Annotated in this window: 18 protein-coding genes and 1 riboswitch; of the genes, 6 read left to right on the forward strand and 12 right to left on the reverse strand. The window is 46.4% G+C overall.

Annotation, left to right across the window (positions count from 1 at the left end; translation table 11 throughout):
• Positions 1-45 precede the first annotated feature (45 nt).
• From C7U56_RS10100 to C7U56_RS10135, 7 genes are all read right to left on the reverse strand, one after another.
• A complete protein-coding gene (locus C7U56_RS10100) occupies positions 46-762 on the reverse strand; it encodes a hypothetical protein (RefSeq protein ID WP_107001111.1) in 717 nt (238 codons plus the stop codon).
• A gap of 16 nt (positions 763-778) precedes the next feature.
• The gene (locus C7U56_RS10105; RefSeq protein ID WP_107001112.1) at positions 779-1,858 is read right to left on the reverse strand and encodes a Gfo/Idh/MocA family protein; all 1,080 of its coding nucleotides are present in this window, start codon (positions 1,856-1,858) and stop codon (positions 779-781) included.
• A gap of 381 nt (positions 1,859-2,239) precedes the next feature.
• Complete coding sequence (locus C7U56_RS10110; protein WP_233430244.1) at positions 2,240-4,816, reverse strand: transglycosylase domain-containing protein; 2,577 nt, start codon at positions 4,814-4,816, stop codon at positions 2,240-2,242.
• 283 nt (positions 4,817-5,099) lie between these two features.
• Positions 5,100-7,715 (reverse strand): cation-translocating P-type ATPase, encoded by a 2,616-nt coding sequence (locus tag C7U56_RS10115; protein WP_107001114.1) that lies wholly within the window; start codon positions 7,713-7,715, stop codon positions 5,100-5,102.
• A 217-nt stretch (positions 7,716-7,932) separates the two neighbouring features.
• A complete protein-coding gene (locus tag C7U56_RS16015; protein ID WP_233430245.1) occupies positions 7,933-8,895 on the reverse strand; it encodes a hypothetical protein in 963 nt (320 codons plus the stop codon).
• A gap of 301 nt (positions 8,896-9,196) precedes the next feature.
• Positions 9,197-11,149, reverse strand: coding sequence for an oleate hydratase (locus C7U56_RS10125; RefSeq protein ID WP_107001294.1), 1,953 nt, complete (start codon positions 11,147-11,149; stop codon positions 9,197-9,199).
• A 404-nt stretch (positions 11,150-11,553) separates the two neighbouring features.
• On the reverse strand, positions 11,554-12,732 hold the full coding sequence (locus tag C7U56_RS10135; RefSeq protein ID WP_107001116.1) for an MFS transporter: 1,179 nt from the start codon (positions 12,730-12,732) through the stop codon (positions 11,554-11,556).
• Between the two features lie 117 nt (positions 12,733-12,849).
• Between C7U56_RS10135 and C7U56_RS10140 the strand changes: the two genes are divergently transcribed.
• The 6 genes from C7U56_RS10140 (at position 12,850) to C7U56_RS10170 (ending at position 16,574) form a co-directional block, all read left to right on the forward strand.
• Positions 12,850-13,749 (forward strand): AraC family transcriptional regulator, encoded by a 900-nt coding sequence (locus tag C7U56_RS10140; protein WP_107001117.1) that lies wholly within the window; start codon positions 12,850-12,852, stop codon positions 13,747-13,749.
• A gap of 241 nt (positions 13,750-13,990) precedes the next feature.
• Entirely contained in the window at positions 13,991-14,770 is a 780-nt protein-coding gene (locus C7U56_RS10150; protein WP_107001119.1) for a DUF134 domain-containing protein, read from the forward strand.
• An 86-nt stretch (positions 14,771-14,856) separates the two neighbouring features.
• On the forward strand, positions 14,857-15,096 hold the full coding sequence (locus tag C7U56_RS10155) for a Crp/Fnr family transcriptional regulator (RefSeq protein ID WP_242995740.1): 240 nt from the start codon (positions 14,857-14,859) through the stop codon (positions 15,094-15,096).
• A 72-nt stretch (positions 15,097-15,168) separates the two neighbouring features.
• The gene (gene rbr, locus C7U56_RS10160; RefSeq protein ID WP_107001120.1) at positions 15,169-15,711 is read left to right on the forward strand and encodes a rubrerythrin; all 543 of its coding nucleotides are present in this window, start codon (positions 15,169-15,171) and stop codon (positions 15,709-15,711) included.
• 21 nt (positions 15,712-15,732) lie between these two features.
• On the forward strand, positions 15,733-16,107 hold the full coding sequence (locus C7U56_RS10165) for a desulfoferrodoxin family protein (RefSeq protein WP_107001121.1): 375 nt from the start codon (positions 15,733-15,735) through the stop codon (positions 16,105-16,107).
• Between the two features lie 176 nt (positions 16,108-16,283).
• Complete coding sequence (locus C7U56_RS10170; RefSeq protein ID WP_107001122.1) at positions 16,284-16,574, forward strand: ABC transporter ATP-binding protein; 291 nt, start codon at positions 16,284-16,286, stop codon at positions 16,572-16,574.
• Positions 16,575-16,624: 50 nt separating this feature from the next.
• On the opposite strand, the gene C7U56_RS10175 is transcribed toward C7U56_RS10170, so the two are convergent.
• The 5 genes from C7U56_RS10175 to C7U56_RS10195 all read right to left on the reverse strand — a co-directional run bounded on the left by C7U56_RS10175 (position 16,625) and on the right by C7U56_RS10195 (position 24,700).
• Positions 16,625-16,978, reverse strand: a complete 354-nt coding sequence (locus tag C7U56_RS10175; RefSeq protein WP_107001123.1) for an Hpt domain-containing protein — start codon at positions 16,976-16,978, stop codon at positions 16,625-16,627.
• A 51-nt stretch (positions 16,979-17,029) separates the two neighbouring features.
• Positions 17,030-19,858 carry a transporter substrate-binding domain-containing protein gene (locus C7U56_RS10180; RefSeq protein ID WP_107001124.1) on the reverse strand — a complete coding sequence of 943 codons (2,829 nt, stop codon included), beginning with the start codon at positions 19,856-19,858 and terminating at the stop codon, positions 17,030-17,032.
• Positions 19,859-19,927: 69 nt separating this feature from the next.
• The gene (locus tag C7U56_RS10185; RefSeq protein ID WP_107001125.1) at positions 19,928-22,072 is read right to left on the reverse strand and encodes an ATP-binding protein; all 2,145 of its coding nucleotides are present in this window, start codon (positions 22,070-22,072) and stop codon (positions 19,928-19,930) included.
• 146 nt (positions 22,073-22,218) lie between these two features.
• Positions 22,219-24,063 (reverse strand): ABC transporter substrate-binding protein, encoded by a 1,845-nt coding sequence (locus C7U56_RS10190; protein WP_107001126.1) that lies wholly within the window; start codon positions 24,061-24,063, stop codon positions 22,219-22,221.
• Positions 24,064-24,157: 94 nt separating this feature from the next.
• Positions 24,158-24,233: riboswitch (cyclic di-GMP riboswitch) on the reverse strand.
• A gap of 134 nt (positions 24,234-24,367) precedes the next feature.
• Positions 24,368-24,700: a helix-turn-helix domain-containing protein gene (locus C7U56_RS10195; RefSeq protein ID WP_181357225.1), complete on the reverse strand. Its 333-nt coding sequence runs from the start codon at positions 24,698-24,700 to the stop codon at positions 24,368-24,370.
• Positions 24,701-24,740: the final 40 nt, after the last annotated feature.

Genomic DNA, 24,740 nt, shown 5'->3' on the forward strand with positions numbered 1-24,740 from the left:
GTTTTTACAAAGGCGGCAGCCGGTGAAACTGCCGCCGGTTTTTTATTAGATCTTTCTCTCTAAGCCGCGTTTCTCATAGTAAGAATCCGGGATATCTTTCGGATCTTTGTACATAACCATCACGCACTTACCGTCACTGCCGATAGTCGGCACATCCATAATGAATAATGGCCATCCAAACCATTTGTACCAACCAAACTCCCACATGGTTGTACAGTTCAGGCAGTAGCACTGGAATCCTTCCTTATTATAAGCTCTTGGATCCGGTTTATCTAAAGTCTGTACCTTGTCTTGACATTCGGTTACCAGCCAGCCGCCGCTGTTACAACGCGGAAGTGTAAAGGTAATCTTCTCCTCATCCTCTTCCCAAATCTGATCGCCGTTATCATGAAGAGCAGACCATAATACTGCACGGTTCTCCAGGAAATCTTCCATTGGGAAATCTTTATATGTAGCCTGACCCGCTTTATATTTCTCCATCCAGTCCTGCAGACATGGCGGATAGCACCATAATGCATAGTCTTCCATACATTCAAAGATCGCCTCATCCGGTGCCCATTTCTTGAAATTGCGTAATGTCTGATTTACCCAGCGGACTGCGAAATGGTGAAATCCTGTCTTTTTCTCTACATTTAATTTGTGCAGCTCCAGCGCTTTTTCCATATCACCGGCTTTGATCGCTGCCTCTAATTTATCAATATTGCGAACCGCATAATCATTGCGAACCTTTTCCAACGTCTCTGTATACATCTTCTTTTCCATAATCTATACCTCCTTATTACCAAGCTGTCTTCTTTCCGTATTTTTCATCTTCCTGGATCGGGAAATGCACTTCTTTACCAAGGTCGCTCGACTGATAAATCGCACGGATAAATTCAAGTGTTCTTCTTCCCTCTACGCCGTCTACCATCGGCTCACGATCTTCTTTGATCGCATGGATGAAATCAGTAAGCTGTCTTCTGTGATTTTCGGTTGCCACATAGCCAGCACCCGTTGCTGTATCACCAGAGTCAACTTTTACCTTGGTCAGGTAATCATCCTCGTTCATGCCTTCTACTTTCCATTCTACGATCTCTTCTTCCACAATCTTGATCGTACCTTTTTCACCATGGATTTCGATGTGACGCGGATAACCCGGACGGACTGCACTACTACTTACCAGGCTTCCCAACGCCCCATTCTTAAATTTGAATATTGCGTTGGCTACGTCATCTACTTCAATATCCGGATGCAGGGTTGTCATATAATTACCAGTCAGTCTCTCTACATCGCCGACTAAATAAAGCATTAAGTCAATAAAATGAACGGTCTGGCTAATCAGGGAACCGCCGCCCTCACCTTTCCATGTACCTCTCCATGCACCGGAAGCATAGTATTCATCGCTTCGGAAGCATTTTCCAGAACAATCAACCGAAAGAAGTTTACCAAGCTTGCCTTCATCCAGCGCTTTCTTGATCAGCTGAGCCTGATCCATGAAACGGTACATAAAGATAACACCAAATTTAACGCCCGCTTCTTTACATGCTGCAATCATCCTGTCAGCTGCATTACAATCGACAGAAATTGGTTTCTCACACATTACGTGTTTGCCAGCCTTCGCACAGTCCACAACCATCTGCTCATGCAGGAATGGAGGTGTTACTACACAGACAGCATCGATATCATCTCGTTTCAGCATCTCTTTATAATCCGTGTAATAAGACGGAATATTGTACTCTTTGCTGAATTCCTTTGCCACATCCTCTTTCACGTCACAGAATGCAACAACCTCTGCTTCCGGGATATCCCGAAGTGCTCCTGCATTTAACGGACCTGCCATACCGCCGCCGATAATACCAAATCTGATTTTGTCGCCCATACTCTTTTTCCTTCCTTTCTTTTTTAATCTTTTATTAGTACATGCACTTTGTTTTCTTTAATATATCTCAGATATCTTACTGATATATTAGCACTTTATTTTTTTATTTTCAAGTCGTTTTCTGATTTTATTTGACGAACTTTAAATCGTATTGATCTTTTATCATGTTTTATTTCATTGTATTGTACATTTCCAATCCATTTTCCCCCATATTTCCCTTATTGCATAAACAATCGGTCAATTTTATTCTCATTCAAATATTCTTCCGCCATTGATTCCACATAAATCTTGAACAGATTTCATAGAACAATTCTTTTCTACAAAACAAAGAAGAGCCATTTAATGTCTCTGCATCAAATGACTCTTCTCATTTTCAATTCTTTACTGCCCAATCTCCGCCGCCGGACCCACTGCCGGTTCCTGCGCCGGACCGTGTCCTGGTCCGATGTCGCTGCCCGGTCCTGCCGGCACGATCGTCGTGCTAGATTCTGCCGGATCTTCAACTGTCTCGGCAGGTGTTTCCGGCACCACCGCCGGGGCTGAATACCGTTTTCCTGCCGTACCCGTCTTGTGGATCCGCTGCATCCGCTCTTTGATGGATTCGCTCTTGATCTGCTCGATCTTGGCGCTGGCGTCTTCTTTTAACTCCTTGCTGCTGCGGCCGGAATCGCCGCTCTTTGCAGACTCCAGAAGCTTCGCCGCCTCATCCGAGAGCAAATGATCCCTTCTGAAATTCGCCGCGGTATATCCGCTGGTTGTGATTTCAAATGCATCCGGATGACCTGCCAGATAGGTTCCTTCTCCGCGTCCATTGTCCGTCTCCGGGGTATCAAAGGACGCCGCCGGAAGCCCCTCTACCATCTTTTCCATCGCATTTTTCCAGATCTTCGCCGGATACGTGCCGCCGTACAGGCTGGAAAGTGTCTTCTGCTGGTCGTAGCCAACCCAGACCGTCATCGTATAATATGGCGTCATGCCGCAGAACCAGCCGTCACGGCTGCCGTTGGTCGTACCGGTCTTTCCGGCCGCCTCTATATTGCCGCTCCACCCCATCGATGCCGCCGTACCTTTTGTGACAACTCCCTTTAAAATATCGGTCATCATCACGGCGCTGCTCTCCTGGTAAACCTGAACCGATTCATAATCTTCAAAAATATCTTCGCCCTGGTTATTGATCATCTTGATAATACAGGTCGGTTCGCGGTACTGTCCCCGGTCTGACAGCGCTGCATAAGCGCCCGCCATCTCCTCGGTCGTCATACCGGTGGTAAAGCCGCCCAGGGAGGTCGCCGGATAATAGTCCGCCGCCTGCACGCTCGCGAAGCGCATCTGGGTTAAATATGCCATGCCGACATCCGGTGTGATATCATCATAGATATACCATGCCACACCATTTTTACTTCGCTCGACCGCATTTCGAAGCTCCAGCCTCTCGCCGGAAAGGGACTTCACATCCACGCCCTTCTGCTTCGCCGCGTCAATATCGATATTCGGAATCTTTGTTTCCGATGTGTAACCATTTTCCAGTGCCGGTGTATACACGATCAACGGTTTGATAGAACTTCCCGGCTGTCTCGGGCTCTGGAACGCACGGTTTAATGTGTAGGTATCCGTCTCCTGACTACGTCCACCCACAATCGCCACGACGCGGTTCGTCTTGTTGTCAATAACGGTGGACGCGCCTTGCAGCTTGTAAACGCCGTTTTCGGATGTATTGCCATCAAAGGACAAAACTCCATCTAATGCATCCTGCAGGATCGTCTGCTTGTCCGGATCCAACGAGGTATAAAGGTTATAGCCGCCCGTGTAGAGCGCATCGCGCTCCTGGTTGTACACCTCGTTGTAATTGGCATTGTACTCTTTGTAAGCCTCGTCGCTGCGGAATCCATACTGGAATTCAAAGCCGTCACGGCGCATCAGATAGCGAATCGCACAGTCGATCGCATACGTCGTCTCATAGTTGTGCAGCGGCACTCTCTGGCGGTTGACCGTGATCTCCTCCGCCTTTGCCTCTTTGCACGCTTTCTCCGTAATAAATCCCATACTCAGCATATCTTCCAGAATCTTATCGCGGCGTGTCAGCGCATTTTCCGGATGACGGTACGGGTTGTAATACGTCGGCGAGTTCGGAATCGCACACAAATATGCCGTCTGGCTCAAGGACAGTTCATCCGCATCCTTGCCAAAATAACCTCTTGCAGCCGCCTGAAGCCCGTAGTACGTGTTCGCGAAGCTGATATCATTGATATAGAACTCCATAATCTGCTCTTTGGTGTATTTCTTCGTCAGATCTAAGGAAATCAGCATCTCCTTGATCTTCCGCTCCATCGACACCTCGCGGGTCAGAAAACGGTTTCTCGCTAACTGCTGGGTGATCGTACTCGCGCCGTGCTTTTCTGCTCCCTCAGTCAAAAAGTAATTGACTGCGACACGGAAAATACCTTTTATATCAATGCCTGGATTTTCCCAGAACGTCCGATCCTCGATCGCCACAAATGCGTTGACTGCATTCTGCGGTATCTGGTCATACTTCAAATAACTGGAATCCTCGTCTCCCGTCAGCTTCGCCAGCACATTACCGTTGGAATCATAAATATAACTTGCCTCCTGCAAACGGAATGTATCCAGCGTACTGTTTTCCACCACTCCCTCTATCTGGCTTTTATAGTCCTCATAGAGCGGAATCAGCTTATATGCTCCAAATCCGGCACCGCCAATCACCAGCAGTACCAGACACACCAGAAGCGTCTTGAACATGGTTCCAAAGATCCTTGCCATCGCATGGAACACGATCCGCCCACCGCTCCAGCTGTTATTTTTGCCCGCTTTCTTTCGCTTGCCGACATCGATTTTCCCGCTTTTCTTTGCGGTGCCCCGCCTGCCCGAAGATCGTGCGGATGAAGCTGCCGGTTTCTTTCGAACGCCGGAGGCGTCCTCTCTCGTCTGTTTCTCCCTCATCTCTTCCCTCATCTTCCTATGTATCTATGATTGCTGCCATTCTAATTTCATGCGGCACCTCAGGCTTCAATAATGCCAGTCTGCGGACAGCAACTTTTTATACTTTTCTGACAAAATCAGCTTGGACTCCATTTTATTATAAGTTTTTTTGTCCAAAAGAACAAGCCTGTTTTCGAAATCTGCCCAATCTCCTACCGCGTGTTACTGTTCACGCACACATGCCCAGTAACGGATTTTTCCGTGGCTTCAAAAATGCCTATCTGTAAACTGCATTTTCGCTATATCAATGCCGTTTCCGAAAAAGAAATGCTAGAAGTTCATGCACTAACAGCGGCGTGGCGGATAACAGGAGAAGCGCCAGCCACTCTGCCGGGCGCAGCCGCACCGTGTGAAGGAGTTTCATCAAAAAAGGAATCTCCGTCACCGCAACCTGCATCAGAATCCCCACAAGGACTGCCGCAAGCATCAGCGGATTTTTCCCAAGACTGCGTGAAAATGCCGAGCCCGTAAGCGAGCGCATGCCGACCGCATGAAAGAGCTCCGACAGCCCCAGAACGGTAAATGCATACGTCTGTGCCCGCAAAAGCTCCTGTCTGCTGAAAAATGCCCCCAGCGTGACTGCTGCAATCAGAGACCCGTAAAATACCATGCAGAACCACCCGCCTCCGGCAAACAGCGACTCGCCCGTCCGGCGCGGCGGCTGACGCATCAAGTTCTCCCGGTCGTTTCCATCCATGCCGAGTGCCAGCGCCGGAAGCGAGTCCGTAATCAGATTGATCCAAAGGATGTGCCCGGCTCCCAGCGGCGCCGGTATTCCGATAGCAACGGCGGCAAACATGGTTAAAATCTCCCCCAGATTGGAGGAAAGCAGAAACAGTATAGATTTTCGTATATTTTCATAGATGCCGCGCCCTTCCTCAATTGCCCTCTCGATCGTCGCAAAATTATCATCCGTCAAAATCATATCCGCCGCCTGCCGCGCCACATCGGTTCCGCCTTTTCCCATCGCGATCCCGATATCGGCTGATTTAAGCGCCGGCGCATCATTTACGCCGTCCCCGGTCATCGCCGTCACGCACCCGGCGCGTTTTAAAGCCCGCACAATCCGGACTTTATGTTCCGGCGACACCCGTGCAAAGACTGATACAGAACCGATTCGTTCCTCCAGAGCTCCCTCATCCAGCGTTTCCAGCTGCGCCCCCGTCATGCATTCTTCCCGCCGTTTGGCAATCCCCAGCTGCCTGGCGATCGCAAGCGCCGTGTCTGCATGATCTCCAGTGATCATGACCGTCCGCACAGATGCCCTGCGAAATGCCTCAACTGCCCCGGCTGCTGCCTCCCTCGGCGGATCCATCATGCCTGCCAGACCCAGAAATACCAGGTTCTGCTCCAGCTGTCCCACCTGTTTCTCCCACTTTCCATCCGGCATTTTTCCTGTTTGAAGCTCCCTATACGCCCCCGCGAGTACTCGCAGGGCACGCGCGGACATACGCGTGATCTCCGTCTCAATCTCTGTCCGCCTCTCCCTGGTCAGCGGCACAATTTTGTCCTCTTCCATCTCATAACGACACCTTTTAAGAATCACATCCGGCGCCCCTTTTACACAAGAAATCCAGTTTTCTCCCTGCTCATGCACCGTCGTCATTCTCTTCCGATCCGAATCAAAGGGAATCTCCCCTTTCCGCGGATATCTCCGACGCAGATGCTCCGGAGAAACACCACAATTTTCACAAAATCCGTACAGCGCCCGCTCGGTGGCATCCCCCACCGTCTCCCCGGCATCGCTGCACAGCGCAAATACCTCCAGAAGCCGTTTTCCCACTTCTCTTTCCTTAGAGCGCGCCAATTCCTGTTCCGTATACTCCTGTCGATTTACATAACATGTCGTCACCGTCATCTCATTTTTCGTCAGCGTCCCCGTTTTATCTGAGCAGACCACGCTGACTGCCCCCAGTGTTTCCACGGACGGAAGACGGCGCACGATCGTGCCAGCCCGCGCCATTTTCGTCACTCCCAGCGCCAGCACAATCGTCACCGTCGTCGGAAGCCCCTCCGGCACGGCAGCTACCGCCAGGGAAATCGCAGTGAGCAGCATTTCCATCACGTCGCGCTTCTGCCAGACGGCGAGGGCAAATAATAAAACGCACAGCCCGATCGTAAGAATACTCAATAGTTTCCCCAGATCCGACAGCCTTTTTTGCAACGGTGTCTCCTCCTCCGGCGCCTCGCGGATCAGAGAAGCAATCCGCCCTACCTCCGTATTCATGCCGGTGGCGATGACAATTCCCTTTCCCCGCCCTGCCGTCACGTAAGAAGTCATAAATGTCTCATTTTTACGCTCTGCCACCGGAAGCGCACCGGCGGCTAAAAAATGGCTGTTTTTCTCAACCGCCCGCGATTCGCCGGTCAGCGCTGATTCTTCTGCCCGCATTTCAGCTGTCTCGGTAAGACGCAGGTCGGCTGGAACCTGCCGCCCGGCATCGAGCACGACCAGATCCCCCGGCACCAGCTCCCGCGCGGCAATCTCCCGCTCTTTTCCTTCCCGGATCACAACCGCCTCCAGCTGCGTCATCCGTTTTAAGGATTCGAGCGCTTTCTCCGCCTTCCCCTCCTGAATCACGCCCACCGTGGCATTTAATACGACAACCGCCAGAATTACCCCCGCATCGCCGTACTCGCCCAAAAGCAGGGAGATCCCGGCTGCCGCAAACAACACAAAAATCAGGGAGTCGCAAAGCTGTGCCCCGATGCGCACAATCAGACTCCGCGGTGGTGCTTCCCGCAGCTCATTTTCCCCATAATGGCGCTGCCGCACCTCCACTTCCGCTGCCGATAAGCCTGTCCGCAAATCGACCGAAAACTCCCTGCACACCTCTTCCACCGTCCGGTTCTCATACATGCGCATTTCCCCCTTTTTCTGTCCCTGTTCTGTACTTTTCACAGACTGCATTTATTCATATGCGGAAAATAGGGGGGATTAGAACTGAATGGTTGGAATAAAGAAATGGAAAGCATAGTCCTGTTTGATGCTCAAATGGCATCGGAACTCTTATTGTTTCGATGCCATTCTATAAATTCTATGATTTAATTTTATCGTTCTGTTTCGGTCACATACCTTACACCTGTGGTTCCGGCTCCTGCGTCTGCGCGGCCGGTTTGCGCTCCATCGGCATATAACCTTCTTTCTTCCGCTGTATCGGCTGTACAGGCACCGTTGCTGCCGTATCCCGGAACGCCGGGAGGCTGCCTGTCTCCATGTAAGCGCGGAACGGAATTTCGCCCTGCGCCGGATCTCTCACGACCTCATTTTTCTCCACTTCTGGTCGTTCTCCTCTGCGCGGTGGACGGCGCTCAAACCGCTCCCGTCTTCCAGAAGCCGGGCGGTCTTCCCGTTTCTCATTTTCCGGCACCGCGCGGTTTCCGCTACGTCTGTCCGCTGCTCTCTCGGCTCCCGAAACACGCGCTGCCCTCTCTCTCTCTGAGCAAGCTCTTTCTCTGCCCTGCGTGCGCTCAGTATTCCCCTCAGCAGCACGATCCGCTGTACGGTTCCGATAGCTTCTCTCCGATCGTTCCGGTCTGTCACTGCCAGACGGACGTTCTTGTGCGCTGCGCTCCTGTTCCGGCTTTTCGGCTTTTTCCGGTGTTTCCAGACGTGTTCCCCTATTCGGACCACTTACGCCTCTTGGCGCCTGTGTCCGCTCCGAAAGAGGTCGAACCTGCATCTTATTTTTCTTTTCCTTCTCCCGGAAGCTTTTAAGTACGATCGCCGCCGAATACTGGTACGCATAGATACAGCTTTTCATCAGTTCCTGCTCTTCCTCCGTCTTGCAGGAACTCAAGAGCATCTCTTCCTCTTCTTTTTCCAGATATGCCTCTCCGTTCGTATCGCGTTCCTTTACCGGCTTGTAGATCCGGTATTTCTTGTAATACGGTGGACATGGAAACTGCTTATTCTTAACCGGTTCCGGTACAATCCGCAGTTTGTAGGTATCGGACATGCGCGCCAGAACATTATGTATTTTCTCACAATTCTCTCTCGTATTTGTCTCCCGCGCCGGGATACAAAGTAAATAATCCATCTATTTTCCCTCACATCTATCAAACGATCCTTTTCAAAATCGTTTTCTTCTCAAATTTTCTACATTTACGCCAATCTTTATTGTATCATGTCAGAGAAAAACGGGCAAGTGAAAAAGAATGTGCCTCACGACAATTTCCTGTTACACAAAAAAAGGCTGCCACACGAATGCCAAACGAACGATTTCCGTCCGGGGCCTTCTGTTTGTGACAGCCTGTCTTCCTTTATCTAACGCAGCCATATTTACCTGCGTGTTACTGTTCATGCATACGTGTCCAGTAACACCTGCGTTCCTCAGTCTCTTACACCATCCAGTCTTTCAGCACGCCGTGATCGCGCAGCAGCTTTCCAACCACCGTCTTGTCAATCTTCCGGAGAACCGGCTTTTTGAGTGCTTCAAGCGGCATCGGCAGCTTCATTTCCAGCGGCGATCTGCCATCCATCAGCTTGACCGTGCTGTCCAGAAGCTCGCGGATATCGTAGACACTTCCCCATACCTCCGGTACGCCGCGGTCTACGCCGCACAAGCCATACACCGCTTCCATCGCGGTGCGGACGGAATACTCGGTCGTGAAAATAGTATCACGCGGGGTCTCCGCAAACTGCCCCAGAAATGCCGCATTGACACATCCATCCGGGATAACGTCCGGGCGGTCTCCGGCACGCCGCGGCATAAAGAATGCTGTAATATACGGCATCATCGTCGGCGTACAGTTCGCATGGTTCTCAGCCAGTTCCTCGATCTGATCCTCCGGGATTCCGAGATGGTACAGCCATTCTTCGGTGATCTCCTTGCCCGTGCAGGCGCGCATCGGCTTCTTCACATAATCGCCCGGTACATCCGTAAATAAACTGTATACCCAGACGCAGATCTCGTCCTTATCCTGCGCTTTGAACTGTCCCTGACGGTTGATCGTCCAGCTGAGCAGCCAGCTTGAATCACGGCAGCTCACGATACCGCCTGTTACGACGCGTCCACTTCTCGGATCCCTGCGGCAAATCTTGCGGATCTGGGAAATGATTGTCTCATCCGAAGTCGTGACCGTCGCAGACTCCCAGTTCGTCTTCTGGATATCCGAGCAGAATTTCTCCGGATGTCCAAATGCCGGATCCTGCGCAGCAATCTGACGCCACAGACTCCAGCAGCCGCTGGTACGCACTTCCGCACCTTCTACCGGTGCCTGATTCTGGTCGCCGTAGATCGTTCCCTCAGTACAGCTTCCGTTCGTAATAAAGACAAAATCATCCTCAGTCAACGCGATTTCCTTCTTCTCGCCGCCCTTCACGTACTCGATCGCCTTCGCAACCTTTTTCTCACCCTGGATGTCAAACCGCACATTCGTAACCTCGGTGCCAAACTGGATCTGGACGCCTGCCGTCTCCAGATATTTCTGCATCGGCAGAATCAGCGACTCATACTGGTTGTAACGCGTAAATTTAAGTGCCGAGAAATCCGGAAGTCCGCCAATGTGGTGGATAAAACGCTGAAAATAGCGTTTCATCTCTAATGCACTGTGCCAATTTTCAAACGCAAACATTGTTCTCCAGTACAGCCAGAAATCCGAATCAAACACCTCATTATCAAACACATCCTCAATGGATTTGTCATACAGATCCTCATCCTTCGTGAAGAACAGCTTCATGATCTCCATGCTGCCTTTCTGGCTCAAGCGGAATTTGCCGTCCGTGTGTGCATCCTCGCCTCGGTTGACCGTCGCACGGCAGAGCGAGTAGTTCGGATCATGTTTATTCAGCCAGTAATATTCATCGAGAACTGATGCCCCCGGCACCTCCAGGGACGGGATGCTGCGGAACAGATCCCACAAGCACTCAAAATGATCCTCCATCTCGCGGCCGCCGCGCATCACATATCCACGGGTCGGATCCTGAATACCGTCACATGCACCGCCTGCTACCTCCATCGCCTCCAGAATATGGATATTTTCTCCCGGCATCTGTGCGTCTCTCACAAGAAAACACGCCGCCGCCAGAGAAGCCAATCCACTTCCGACGATATAAGCCGATTTGCCCTCGATTCCCGCCGGTTTCTCCGGGCGCGCAAATGCCTCATAATTTCCCTTCGAATAATAAATTCCCTTGCTGTTTTTCTCCTGGCTGCCGCGTTCCGTATTCCGGTAATCCGAAGCCGACTTAACCACTTTTCCTGCCTTTTTCCGCTTCGACGCCGCTGCCGCCAGCCCCGCTCCAACTGCCAGTGCCGATACCGCACCCGCTTTCCATGCTTTCTTATTCATGTCCTGATCGCCCCTGCCTTTCTTCAACTTTCAAACCACTTCTTTTTTACATTACCCCGATATCTAGTTTTTAATACTATCTAACAGTAGTTTGATAGTAAAACTTTTTTGGAGAAAAGTCAAGGGCATCATCTTCTGGCACTTCCTGTTTGCCTTTGGTCATTCCATTTTCTTACTACCTTTTGTACTGACTTTTCATGAGCTTTGGCTTTATACTTCTTGGCTTTGAATTGATTGTAAAATGTGAATCCCAAGTATTTTATCTCTATTGGTCTTCCTATTTTACTTTTCTTGCGATTTACTTTTAGAAGTAGCTTAGATTCAATATATTTTGTAATTGAGTCCATCACTCTTTGGGCAGTTTTCTGACTTATTACTTCTATGTAATGAATTATAAAAAGCTTTCATTTATTATTTTTTTGCCTTGCAAAAATAAAAAGCACGATTAATAAAATAACCGGGAACAATAGCCCAACTCCCATACCTGCACGAATATTGTCTCCTGCACTTTGTGTAACACGTCCAACAATCCCCGGACCTATGCTTCCACCCAGGTCCCCCGCCATAGCAAGCAAAGCAAACATAGCCGTTCCACCTGCCGGAAATCTTTCTGATGAAATACTGATTGTGCCGGGCCACATAATCCCAACAGAAAAGCCACAGATAATACATCCAATCAAACCTGATATCGGATTCAACGATACAGAAACAAGCAGGTAGCATATCACACATAAAATTCCAGATCCGATCATAAATTTCATCAGATCCATTTTATCACCATATTTTCCGAAAATTATACGACTGATCCCCATTGTAACAGCAAACATGCAGGGACCGGCCAGGTCACCAACTGTCTTTGACAGCCCCAGAGCAGCTTCCGCATAAGCAGATGCCCATTGTGCCATAGCCAGTTCTGATGCACCGGAGCAAATCATCAAGCATATGGAAAGCCAGAAAAGAGGTTTTCGAAACAGTTCTTTTATTCCCATTCCTTCCCCCTCATCTACCAAATGCTCGATCGGACAGGTTGCAAAATTATAGATATTTATGGCCGGAACAAGCGCCCATAAGACAGCCAGCCATTTCCAGCTGTCCATGCCAAACACCGCAAAAAACAGTGTAGAGATCACAATCGTTCCCACTGCTCCCCAACAATAAAAAGAGTGAAGCAGACTCATCGTTGCCTCTTTGTTATCAAATGGACACGCCTCCACGATCGGGCTGCAAAGCACTTCAATCAGACCACTTCCGACTGCATATACAATCACACTCAGGATAATTCCAACAAGCGGTTCCGGCAAAAGCTCCGGCAAAAAAGCCAGACCAACCAATCCTGCTGCGGAACATACCTCAGAAGTAACAATACAGATGCGATACCCTATTTTGTCCACAAACTTTGCACAAAACAGGTCTACCAACAACTGTGTAAGGAAAAAGCAGGTAGAAATCAACGCGATTTTTCCAAGTGCAATCTGATAATCATTATGAAATTTCAAAAATAACAATGGGGCAAAATTAGCTGCAATTGCCTGTGTAATAAATCCCATATAACAGGCTATTTTTGTTTTCCGGTAATTTGGCATGGTCATCACTCCTCGTTTTTTATTGAATTATATAACATAACATCTTTATTTTCATTGATTTATTTCCGAAATTTATTGTATAATATCGTAAAGTATGTTTCAAAGAGTGGGGTTTCTATGAATATAAATACAACCTATACCAAAATCATTACAGGTGAAGATTTGATGGAGACAGCTCAGCACGGAAGCACTCTCTATCCTTTCCAGTTTTACTATGAAGATCTGTCCGTTTTTGATTTCAACTGTATCGAATGGCACTGGCATACTGAATTGGAGTTTATTTATATTGAATCCGGAACCGTTACTTTGTGGATTGGAGAAGACCAATTTCATTTAACCGAAGGAAATGGCATATTCATTAATACAAAGGTACTCCATCGCCTTTATTCTCCCTCAAAAGCCCTCATTCCCAATTTTGTATTTATGCCTTCTTTTATTGCCCCTTGCGACAGCCTGATTTATCAGAAATATATTCTGCCGATCATTTCTTCCTCATTGCCATTTCTCGTATTTCATAAAAAAGTATGCTGGCAAGCAAAGGTTTTATCTATCATGCGGCAAATTATTTCTGCACAGGATTCCGTTTTATCCAAAGAACTCCTTACCAGTTCTCTCCTTCAGAATCTCTGGCTGGAAATATTTGAAAACACAGACATTTCATATCAGGAAGAACACAAGGATCATTCAACCGCTTCTCAAGCCCGGTTACAGCTCATGCTGCAATTTATCCATCTAAATTACTCACGGAGTATCTCATTGGATGACATTGCAGAACAGGCAATGGTCAGTAAAAGTACCGCTTTGAATCTGTTTCGGAAATATTTACATATAACGCCGGTTAACTATCTCATTAACTACCGTTTAAAACAGGCCGGTCAGTTGCTTTCAAAAACCGAGAAAAAAGTCAGTCTCATTTCTTCTGAGACAGGTTTTCATAACGTTGACTATTTTTGCAGATTATTCAAAAAACGCTACCAATTAACCCCAACGGAATACCGGAAACAGAAAAGCCGCTGATTGGGACGGCGCTGCATTTCCGGCTGCCATCCGCGGGATTCTGGTCAATGCCTTGCCGAAACTCATGCATCCGACACACAGCTTGGAGATTTGAATATCCTCTGCACCAAAAATGTCGATTTCCATATTTATATTTGAGATTCTGATAAGCATTACAGCGGCTTTTAAAAAATCTGTATTGATTTTTCTGTGCGAGGTGTTATAATCGGTATATACCGAAAACAAAAGGAGGAACGTGTCCATGCCAAGACCGTCACGGTGCCGTCGGATTTGTGGCGCACCACAAGTTGATACCTTCTGCCCCAATGGGTGCGAGAATACCGAGCCGATCCTGCTGACGCTGGACGAATACGAGGTCATTCGTCTGGTTGACTTGGAGCAGCAAACCCACGAACAGTGTGCCGTGCAAATGGACATTTCACGCTCTACCGTGCAGGAGATTTACGAAGTCGCACGGCGCAAGATCGCAGCGTGTCTTGTCCACGGAAAACCGCTGCACATCACCGGAGGAAACTACCGCATCTGCGGAGGGCAGGAGGCAGCCCACTGCGGCCGTTGGTGCCGGATGCAGAGAGCCAACACAGAAAAATCCAACAAAAAATGCAAAGGAGATTCCATTATGAAAATTGCAGTTACCTATGAAAACGGTCAAATTTTTCAGCATTTCGGCCATACCGAACAGTTCAAGCTTTATGAAGCTACAGACGGCAAAATCACTCATGCGGAAGTTGTTGATACCAACGGCAGCGGTCACGGCGCACTGGCAGGCTTCCTGATGCAGAACGGCGTGGACACTTTGATTTGCGGGGGCATCGGCGGCGGTGCCCAGGCAGCTCTGGCCGAAGCGGGCATCAAGCTCTACGGCGGTGTCAGCGGGGACGCTGATGCAGCGGTGAGCGCATTGCTCAGCGGAAATCTGGGCTATGACCCCAATGTTCATTGTGATCACCATGACCATGAGCACGGCGAGAAAGGTCACACCTGCGGTAACCACGGCTGCGGCAAGCATAGCTGCCATTGATATGGAACGAACACTGACACAGCTTCCGTTCTGGTCATCCTTGACCGAACACGAAATGGAAACGCTTTTCTGATGTGATGTGGGCGATGCAGCAGATCATGTTCAAGGGATTGGATCGGCGGCTGGCAGAGTTTCTCCTTGCCGAAGCGGAACGTACTGACTCCGACACGATACGCATGACCCATGAGCAGATCGCCCAGCACATCAGCTCGGCGCGGGAGGCGGTGGCGCGGATGCTCAAAAGCTTCTCGGAGGACGGGCTCGTAGAACTAAGACGAGGCGCGATCACGTTGCGGGATAAGAACAGACTAAATCGTTTGAAATAGATGTGACTTTGTCACAGAGTGAAATCATAATTCTAATATAATGAAAGCAGAAAACCGAAAGGAGAATCGATCATGAAAGAAACGAAATACGCAGGTACTCAAACCGAAAAAAATCTGATGGCTGCCTTTGCCGGTGAGTCCGAGGCACGCAACAAGTACACCTATTTTGCATCCAAGGCCAAGAAGGAAGGCTATGAGCAGATCGCGGCGTTGTTCCTTAAAACCGCTGACAACGAAAAGGAACATGCTAAGCTGTGGTTCAAAGAACTGAACGGCATTGGCGATACCTCTGAAAATCTTCTCTCTGCCGCTGAGGGCGAGAACTACGAGTGGACGGATATGTACGACGGCTTTGCCAAAACCGCCGATGAAGAAGGCTTTCATGAACTGGCGCAGCGCTTCCGTCTGGTTGCCGCTATTGAAAAGCACCATGAGGAGCGCTACCGTGCCCTGCTGCACAATGTGGAGATGGCGGAGGTCTTTGCAAAGAGTGAGGTCAAGGTATGGGAGTGCCGCAACTGCGGCCACATTGTGATCGGTGAGAAAGCGCCGGAAGTCTGCCCTGCCTGCAATCATCCCCAGAGCTATTTTGAGATCCACGCGGAAAATTATTAAAGAAAGAAAAGGAGAATCATCATGGAGCAGAAGTTTTACATTTGCAAGCATTGCGGTAACATCATTGCCAAGGTCAAGGACACGGGCGTTCCCGTCATCTGCTGCGGCGAGCCGATGAGCGAGATCGTTCCCGGCACCACCGACGCCGCCGTGGAGAAGCATGTTCCCGTCTGGACGGTAGAAAACGGCATCGTCCATGTCAAGGTCGGCTCCTTGGAGCATCCTATGCTGCCGGAGCACTACATCGAATGGGTATCTCTCCAGACCAAGCAAGGCAATCAGCGCAAGGAACTGCATCCCGGCGAAAAGCCGGAGGTCTGCTTCGCTCTCTGCGAGGGCGATGAAGTCGAAGCGGTCTACGCTTATTGCAACCTCCATAGTCTGTGGAAAGCGTGATTCATCTTTCAAAAATCTGTTGCTATTTCTCAACCCCTATCGCGGCAAGTGTGTATTCATCCTACTTGTCACGCTGGCGAATGCGGCAGGCGCTTTGCTGATCCCTACCATCACCGCCGACAAGATCAACATTGCCGTGGAGGGCAGACACATGGATTGCGATCCTCGGCGGTGGGATGCTTATAAAAGGCAGCCTGACCCCCGGCACGTTCCAGGCCTTTTTCCAGTACATGAACATGTCCAGCGAACCGATCACAGAGCTTTCCTATATGACAAACTCTCTGCAATCGGCGCTGGCCTCCATGGAGCGGGTATATGAGCTGCTGGATGAGCCGGAGATGGAAGCAGAGCCGGAAGCACCGAAGCGAATCGGTCATGCGCTGGGAGCGGTGGAGTTTTCCCACGTTCGCTTTGGCCAATTATTGGTGAATCGACATTTTGTTTCCTTTATCCACTCATTTTTATGATGTTCCAAGCACTTGATTCAAGGCAGAAAGTCATGTCGCATTACTTAATACTACAGCCCCTTCTTTATTTCTTCAATTGTCATCTCATATACTTCTGTTACTTTTTCCATTGCTTCCGGTATCCCCGGCTGCTCTCCGGTTCTATCTCTCAAAAGTTCTGTCAACTCATGACTAACCTCATACAGACGGTCAAAAGAAAGATTCTGACACACCCCTTTCAGTGTGTGTGCACCGCGAAAAGCATCTTCATAATTTTTATTTTCCAATGCCTGTTTTAACTGTATATAACTCTGATCTTCAAGGAACTTTAATGCAAATCTCCGAATCAGTGCTTCGCTGTGAAGGCGTCCCAAGACAGCTTCATAGTTTCCTCCAATAGCTTCGTAACACTCTTGCATTGTCATATTTTAGTCCTCCTGTCAATTGTATTCCACTAATTCATGAACCTCTGCGAATCAATTATATACATACCTTAAAATCGTTTTTATAACTTCATCAATCACAATCGGCTTTGACAAATGTGCGTTCATTCCTGCATCCAGTGATGCCTGAACATCTTCTGCAAATGAATTAGCTGTCATTGCTATAATAGGAATGTTTTTTCCATCCGGTCTGTCATTCATTGCCCTGATTGCTTTTGCTGCTTCATAACCATTCATTTCAGGCATCATGATATCCATCAGGATTACATCAAATGTGCCTTCCGGATGATTTCTGAAAATCTCAACAGCATTCTTTCCATCCACAACTCTTTCTACATTCATCCCGAACTCTTCCAACTGCACGGCAGCAATCTCTGCATTCAGTTCATTATCCTCTGCAAGAAGGACATTCACACCTGTAAGATTCACCTTTTCAGAAATACCTGTGTCTGACTTACTACATTCCTTATCTGTAATTTCCAAAGGAATATCCACAGTAAATGTGGTTCCCTCATGCTTTTTACTCTGCACGGAAATGGTTCCACCCATCATATCTACATACTTCTTTACGATAGCCATCCCCAGTCCAACTCCATGGTACTGCGTTCTCACATCGGAATCTTCCTGTGCAAATTCCTCAAAAACTTCTTTTGTAAATTCCTCACTCATGCCAATACCAGTATCCGAAATACGGTAACGCATATTTATATATCCATCCCCGCCCTTTTCCAGACACCGGGCTTCAAATGTAATCGTCCCTCCATCCGGAGTGTATTTTACGGCATTGCTCAGAATATTGACCAGCACATCACGCAGGCGTGCAGGATCCGCAAGTACATTTGGAATCTTTGCTCCTTCACGCTGAATCTTAAAGTTGATATCCCTGTTCGTAAGAAAGCCTTTTGTAATATCCAATGCAGAATCTGTAATGTTTTTCACATCCGCCGGTACCGGATTGTATTTCACTTTTCCACTTTCGATGCGGGTCAGATCTAATACATCATTGAGCAGCGACAGTAAATGCTCTGAGCTTTCGTCAATCTTTTCCAGACAATTTTTCACCTCGTCTGACGGATTGTTTTTCATTGCAATACCGGTAAATCCTATGATTGCATTCATCGGTGTCCTCATATCATGGGACATATGTGACAGAAATGCTGTTTTTGCCTTGGTTGCAGCCTGTGCATGCTCTGCCAATTCCGCCATTTCCTCAGCTTTCTCCTGAGCCGTCTTCTGAGCTTTTTTTCTTGCACTGAGACGCACCATTATCACAGCCATAGTAGTCAGCAGCCCTCCAAAAATAAGAAGAGCCAAAACAGTAACAACAGGATGCAGACGGATCCAGTCAACAAATGTCAGCTCTGTTGCTTTGTATGTGGTATACTGTGCTGCAAGATCTTCAACAAGATTTTGGGGCATGGCATACATTGCTTTCGTCAGAATACCAGCCAGCGCATGGTTCTCAGTTGATGAAATTACCATGCGGTAGGTGAATGTAGGCTGTTCCAGCAGAGTATATGTCATGGTGCCCGTAGTGTCACTGTTCACAAACGCCTGTGCCATGTAATAATAGACGAAGGCAGCATCTGCTTTACCCTCACGGACAGCTTCCATCATTTCCTGTCGGGTACTGCACATCAGTTTTTCTGCACCAGGTGCCATTGCATCTTCAATTGAATTTGATGCTGTCTGGTCAACAGTAGTAACAACATTAATTTTTCCATCAAAGTCACGCCGTGTCACCCTTGCCAGCTGCATCGTAATGAAAGGTGCAGTAATCCCCCATTTTTTCGTCTCAGCATAGTTATCTGTTTCCAGGCGCGCATCGATGCTCATATCTGTGGTTTCCTTATTTTTCTTATAAGCAATATACTCATCTCTGGTGGCAGGTGTAAGAAACTCATAGGAAATCCCGGCATAGTCTGCAATTTTCCGGAAGTAATCCGGGATACTACCCTTCATCTCACCATTTTCATTATAAGAATATGGATAACGGGTCGGATCACACAGAACATGAAGCGGGTTGTCCTTGGAATACTGTGAAATAATACTTTTTTCTTTCTCCGTATATTCCAGATTCTTAGTTTCGATGCTTTCATAATTTTTATTATAAAGCGTCGCTTTCCAGTCACCCTCAACTGCATTCATCTGGTCGATTGCATAATTGATCTCATTCAGCAATTCTGTATTACCTTTTTTAACCATGACATAGAAATCGCTGCTGTCAAATTTATCCACGATACGCTCATTGTTTGTTTTTCTCAGAGAAGTGGCAGCAATAGCATCGACATTTCCGCTCAGAAGAGCTTCCTCCATCTCTGCTGTCGTATCAAAATAAAATGGATCATATGTAAATCCTTTATTGTCTGCAAAATCCGCAAACTCTTTATCTCGTGAGCTTCCGTTCAAAAATGCCACACGCATACCGTTGTAAGTACTGTAATTGCTATCCACAATCGTGCTGTTGTCACTGCGGACGGTCAGAATCCCATTATTGGTTCCGATCGGACGTGAAAAATCAAACTTTTCTTCTCTTTCCGGTGTTTTGCGGGGAGATGTTACCATATCAATCTCGCCATCTTCAAGCATCTGCTGCATATCATCCCAGCTCTTATCATATCCGACATATTCGTAATCTACATCCCAATAACGGGCCATCAGCCGAAGAAAATCATAGCCATACCCGCTGCGGTTGCCTTCTTCATCCATCACATGATAACCATCCATGGCAAAGAAACCGACTTTGACAGTTTCATGCTGCGAACTGTCCTCGGCTGCATATGCGGTCTGGGGAGAAAATATCATACACACGCATACAAAAGCCAGTAACACTGCCACATATTTCTTTGCTCTCGAAATCATATTAAATCTCCTTGTCAACCTCCTAGTTTAATAAAATTGCACTGCCGCATCAAATCCATTTGTTACTGTTCAGTGACCTGCGGTTCGGTACCCCCCCCCACCAGATTTTATGCTTCTGATCGTCTTTTCCAGCACCTTCATCTCAACCGGTTTTGAAATATGTGCATTCATACCGGCTGCCAGAGAATGCTGAACGTCCTCCGAGAATGCATTGGCAGACATTGCAATGATTGGAATTTTCTTTGCTACTTCATGGGAGCTTCTGCGGATTGCCTTCGTTGCATCATAACCATTCATAACAGGCATCTGCACATCCATCAGAATCATGTCATAATCACCTGGAGCAGACTGTTCAAATGCTTCCAAAATCTCTTCGCCATTTTCACAAATGGTACATTCCGCACCTTCAATCTTTAACAGTTCTATCAGGATCTCCGCGTTCAACTCATTATCCTCTGCACACAGGAATTTCATTCCCTGCAGAATATTTCCATCCTGCTCATCTGTTTCTTCTTGTGCCGCCAGAGCAACCGTTCTATCCTCTGCAATTTTCAGATCCAAGAGAACCTCAAAACAGCTTCCCTGTCCTGGTTCACTCTCCACATCAATGGTACCTCCCATTGCCTCAACCAGATTCTTAGTAATCGCCATTCCAAGTCCGGTTCCCTGTATTTTATTTGTAAGGGAACTTTCCGCACGGGTAAACGCATCAAAAATTGTATCCTTGAAATCTGCCGACATTCCCATACCATTATCGCTAACTAAGAAACGGTACTTTGCATAGACAGATGACTTTGTCTCACATTCTTCTACAAAGAACTGAATTTCCCCACCTTCCTGGGTATACTTCACTGCATTGGAAAGCAGGTTGCTGAAAATCTGCATCAGGTGAACCTGATCCGCATTCACCCACTCATGCTGAATATTTTCTTTTATGATTGTAAGGGTCTGCTGCTTTTCATATATTTGAGTATGAAATATAGTGTCAAGTTCCTGTACAAGATCCAGAATAGAAAAGTCAGAATACTTGAAGACTGTTTTTCCTGCCTCAATCTTGCTCATATCCAGAACATCATTGATAATTCCTAACAGGTGCTGTGATGAAATGTCTATTTTTTCTGCATACTCTATAACTTTTGCTTTATTACCTGCATCATGTCTGATCAAAGATGTGATACCAATGATTGCATTCATAGGTGTACGGATATCATGTGACATATTAGACAGGAAATCCGTTTTCGCCTTATTTGCATTTTCAGCTGTCTGCAAAGCCTCTGTTGCAACGTTCTTTGCCTTTTTCAGTTTTTGATTGACTACTTCCATTTCCTTCATTGTTTGTAAATGAAGTTCATTATTTCTTTTTTCATATTCTGCTTTTTGATCTGCAAGACTAAGTCTGGAAATACTGTAGAATAATCCGGCAAAAAGTAAAAATATATAACCTGCCATGAGTATTGTTGTAAACAACACCGTTTTCTGGTAATCCCTCAGCACATTGTCAACAACTCCCCTTTCCACAATACATACCAAAATGGTGTTGTTGCTTTCTATCGGGCAATACCCCAGATAATAGGGGTTCTGTTTTCCCAAAAGTGCAACTCCGGATTCTCTGTTATCAAACTTCTTTTTGAACAAATCAGCCTCTTCTTCTGTAATAGCCTGTTCTCCTTTTAAATGTTTTAACAGAGAATAATTACGCAGGTATTTATCACCACTCTGGTTCGTATACGTAATATTTCCGTCATTATCCAGAATGAACAAATATGCTTTCCCGTCATAACCTTTCAGTTTTAACATGGAATCCAGTTTCGAATGATCATACACGCTTCCAATTGCCGTATAAGTTTCCCCATTGATAGTATATTCCTGACATGGAATCGCAACCAGATAACCGTCTTTTTTCTTCTGATCATAATCAACACGCACCAGTTTTCCAATATTGTATCCATTCTTTAAGTCCAGCAGAAATTTACTTGGCATATCAATCCGCATTTTTGTTCCACCTGCTGATATTGCCTGACCATTTTCCCGAAGGAATATAAGTGTACTTTCCGATTCTTTTTCCCATGCTTCAAAGAAACTTTTGTTCATATCCGTTTCAAGAGACAGCTCCCTCTCATGAAGTAAAAATTCCTTAACCAACTGCAGCTGGCTGTAGTACCCACTCACTTGAAGATCATAGGTCTGCTGCATCTGCTCAACAACAGCTCCCATACTGCTTTTTCCATTTTCACTGATATACTTGCTAGACTTACTTATAAGATACTTTATACAAACTACGCTTAAAAGAATAATAAGTAGTATAAGCAACAGCCTTGTTATTTTTTTTCTTTTATTTACCGTTTGTTCTATCTCCACTTTTACTGTTCAACCTCTATATAATCTTCCGGTGCTGACGGCTGCTGTCCTTTTGACATTGCTTCGATCCATGCACTTGATAATGTTGTATCTTTAAGCTGCTCAATCTCACATTTCGGATTTATTTTTTTCAAAACAGACATTGTGGTGTCTGTAAGAAGAATAGAGTATTCCTTTTCTTTGTCTATTTTCTTATCATTAACTGTCAAGTCCTTTAATGAAAATCCACTTTCCGCTTGATTGACGATAATTTTCATACCGGATGCAATTGGTAATTCGTATTTATTGGTTACATAAAAATTCTCATCCGCATCGGCGAAATAATTTTCCACGAGTTCACAAACCTGTTTACCACTAATTTTTGTAAAATATAATGCTGTATCTGAACTCTTTGCTGTCATCATGCCAACCCGGCTATTGGTGCATTCTCCTTTATATATAGAAGAAGTGAAATAATAATATGGTGCCAGAGCCAGCTGTGCATCATTTTCTTCTCTGATCGTAGTTAAAATGGAAGATGCTGCATCACGGCCATTTCTATCGTTCAGTGAAATGGAATATTCATTTTCAAAATTCACCGTTGCTTTTTCTTCCGGAACTTTACGATTCATTACACTGCGCAAAGTATCATAAGCCTGTGTTTCATCCATTTCCCCTGACAGTAATCCGTGAACAGCCTCAAGACTTGCATCAAATGATTTTTGAGCGGAATATCGGATATAAACAGCATTATTTTTAATTTCCTCTTCCAGTCCAGGTACATCCTGCATCATGGTTGGAACATCTGTATTCAATGAAATAACACCGCTTCCATCCGCAATCAGCTTTTGCCCCTCTTCTGAAATCATACAATCCAGCACATCCAGTGCAGTATCCAGTTTCTCCCGGTCTTTTTCCAGGTTTTTGTTAAATGCAATGTTTAATGACGGAGTCATATACACATAGGATTCATCCGATGTCTGTGAAAAGTAAGGAATACGGATCAGCTCCGCATCCATCTGTTTCTGCAGCTGCTGCATAACCGTCGGATGTCCATGAAACATTGCTGATTTTCCCTCGACAAACATCTGGGTTCCTGTATTGATGTCAATATTGATATCTTCTTTGCCAAAATGCGAGTCCTTAAGAAACTGACTGGTTTCTGAAAAAATACGTTTCCATAATGTATCATTAAACTTTACTTCATCCGCTGCAGTCTCTGCACCGTTTCGCCATTCAATACCATCCAGGCTTGTAAACTCACCGATTGCCGCTGCCTGGATGATTTCATTATTAGACCAGTCTTCACCAAGATCCATGGAATACGGTTTTATGCCATTATCATAAAACTGCTGACAGGCCTGTACATATTCCTCATAATTTTCTGGAATCTTTATGCCATACTGATCAAACAGTGTTTTGTTGGCAATGATCGTCTGAGGAATACCACAGATTGGCAGCCACTGGATTTCGTCCTCCGCATTCTTATAATATTGCACCGCATAGGAATAATACTTAGAAACAACATCATAAGAAGCAAAATCCATAAGATAAGGCTGTAAGTCCTGTGCATCTGTTCCAGAAAATCGACGTACTGTTATGATATCCGGTAATTCATCATGTTCTTTAAAATAACTGTATAAATCGGTATCATTGTTCCCAATAATAAATTCAATATCCTGATCAGGAAACTGTTCATGGATATAGGGTGCAATATTTTTCATCAAACGATTTTCCCACAGATAAACGGTAATATGATCATCGTTTTTAGATACTTCTTTCTTTAACTGTCCACATCCAGACAAGACAGCAGTTGCTACAAGTACACCTGACACCACTGCTATCAGACAACGTTTTGCCTTTTTCATACTTTACCTCTTTCTTTCCTGATAAAGTCATTATAGTTACGCCTATGAAATAACACCACAAAAAAGCACTGTCAGACAGACAGTGCACCTCATTTTATGCAACTGGCTGCCATTTTACAGGCCCTGTAGCTTTGCGTCCCAGACTTTCATCTGGTTTGCCGATTTCCTTATTATAGCTTTTAAACTTATGCAAAAAACTGGTTTTATTATACTATAGCGCTCTACTGTACACAAGAAAAACATTACCGTTTTAACGCCTGAAAACAAAAAAAGAACAGCCGATATATATACTCGAACTGTTCTTCTACTTCCGAAGTCCACGAAGCATTGACATTACTGTTTCCTGCTCATTTGCATTCAGATCGTTCCATATCCCTAGAACTTCTTTCTGTTTTTCTGTCAGATTCTCTGAATTACCTTCCTGAAAAAACTGCGATAATGTCACGCCCAAAGCTGCACATATTTTTTCAAGTGTGATCAGCGACGGCAGGTTTTCCTGCGCCATGATCCTTCCCAGTGACGACTGGGAAATTCCCGACAGCTGCGATAATCTGTATTTACTGATATCACGCTTTTCACATAAAGATGTTATTTTATCCGCAATATACTTCTCTATCTGCAAGTAACTATACCTCATTTCCGCTATTACATGTTCTTATTGTACCTGTAATAATGAA

Origin of the sequence: Clostridium fessum (assembly GCF_003024715.1) — a bacterium.
Classification (GTDB): domain Bacteria; phylum Bacillota; class Clostridia; order Lachnospirales; family Lachnospiraceae; genus Otoolea; species Otoolea fessa.

What these genes read in the sequence shown, in the direction of transcription:
- C7U56_RS10100 (WP_107001111.1), bottom strand. Translation starts at nt 762, where the DNA reads ATGGAAAAGAAGATGTATACAGAGACGTTGGAAAAGGTTCGCAATGAT.
- C7U56_RS10105 (WP_107001112.1), bottom strand. Translation starts at nt 1,858, where the DNA reads ATGGGCGACAAAATCAGATTTGGTATTATCGGCGGCGGTATGGCAGGT.
- C7U56_RS10110 (WP_233430244.1), bottom strand. Translation starts at nt 4,816, where the DNA reads ATGAGGGAGAAACAGACGAGAGAGGACGCCTCCGGCGTTCGAAAGAAA.
- C7U56_RS10115 (WP_107001114.1), bottom strand. Translation starts at nt 7,715, where the DNA reads ATGTATGAGAACCGGACGGTGGAAGAGGTGTGCAGGGAGTTTTCGGTC.
- C7U56_RS16015 (WP_233430245.1), bottom strand. Translation starts at nt 8,895, where the DNA reads ATGGATTATTTACTTTGTATCCCGGCGCGGGAGACAAATACGAGAGAG.
- C7U56_RS10125 (WP_107001294.1), bottom strand. Translation starts at nt 11,149, where the DNA reads ATGAATAAGAAAGCATGGAAAGCGGGTGCGGTATCGGCACTGGCAGTT.
- C7U56_RS10135 (WP_107001116.1), bottom strand. Translation starts at nt 12,732, where the DNA reads ATGCCAAATTACCGGAAAACAAAAATAGCCTGTTATATGGGATTTATT.
- C7U56_RS10140 (WP_107001117.1), top strand. Translation starts at nt 12,850, where the DNA reads ATGAATATAAATACAACCTATACCAAAATCATTACAGGTGAAGATTTG.
- C7U56_RS10150 (WP_107001119.1), top strand. Translation starts at nt 13,991, where the DNA reads ATGCCAAGACCGTCACGGTGCCGTCGGATTTGTGGCGCACCACAAGTT.
- C7U56_RS10155 (WP_242995740.1), top strand. Translation starts at nt 14,857, where the DNA reads ATGCAGCAGATCATGTTCAAGGGATTGGATCGGCGGCTGGCAGAGTTT.
- rbr (WP_107001120.1), top strand. Translation starts at nt 15,169, where the DNA reads ATGAAAGAAACGAAATACGCAGGTACTCAAACCGAAAAAAATCTGATG.
- C7U56_RS10165 (WP_107001121.1), top strand. Translation starts at nt 15,733, where the DNA reads ATGGAGCAGAAGTTTTACATTTGCAAGCATTGCGGTAACATCATTGCC.
- C7U56_RS10170 (WP_107001122.1), top strand. Translation starts at nt 16,284, where the DNA reads ATGCTTATAAAAGGCAGCCTGACCCCCGGCACGTTCCAGGCCTTTTTC.
- C7U56_RS10175 (WP_107001123.1), bottom strand. Translation starts at nt 16,978, where the DNA reads ATGACAATGCAAGAGTGTTACGAAGCTATTGGAGGAAACTATGAAGCT.
- C7U56_RS10180 (WP_107001124.1), bottom strand. Translation starts at nt 19,858, where the DNA reads ATGATTTCGAGAGCAAAGAAATATGTGGCAGTGTTACTGGCTTTTGTA.
- C7U56_RS10185 (WP_107001125.1), bottom strand. Translation starts at nt 22,072, where the DNA reads ATGGGAGCTGTTGTTGAGCAGATGCAGCAGACCTATGATCTTCAAGTG.
- C7U56_RS10190 (WP_107001126.1), bottom strand. Translation starts at nt 24,063, where the DNA reads ATGAAAAAGGCAAAACGTTGTCTGATAGCAGTGGTGTCAGGTGTACTT.
- C7U56_RS10195 (WP_181357225.1), bottom strand. Translation starts at nt 24,700, where the DNA reads ATGAGGTATAGTTACTTGCAGATAGAGAAGTATATTGCGGATAAAATA.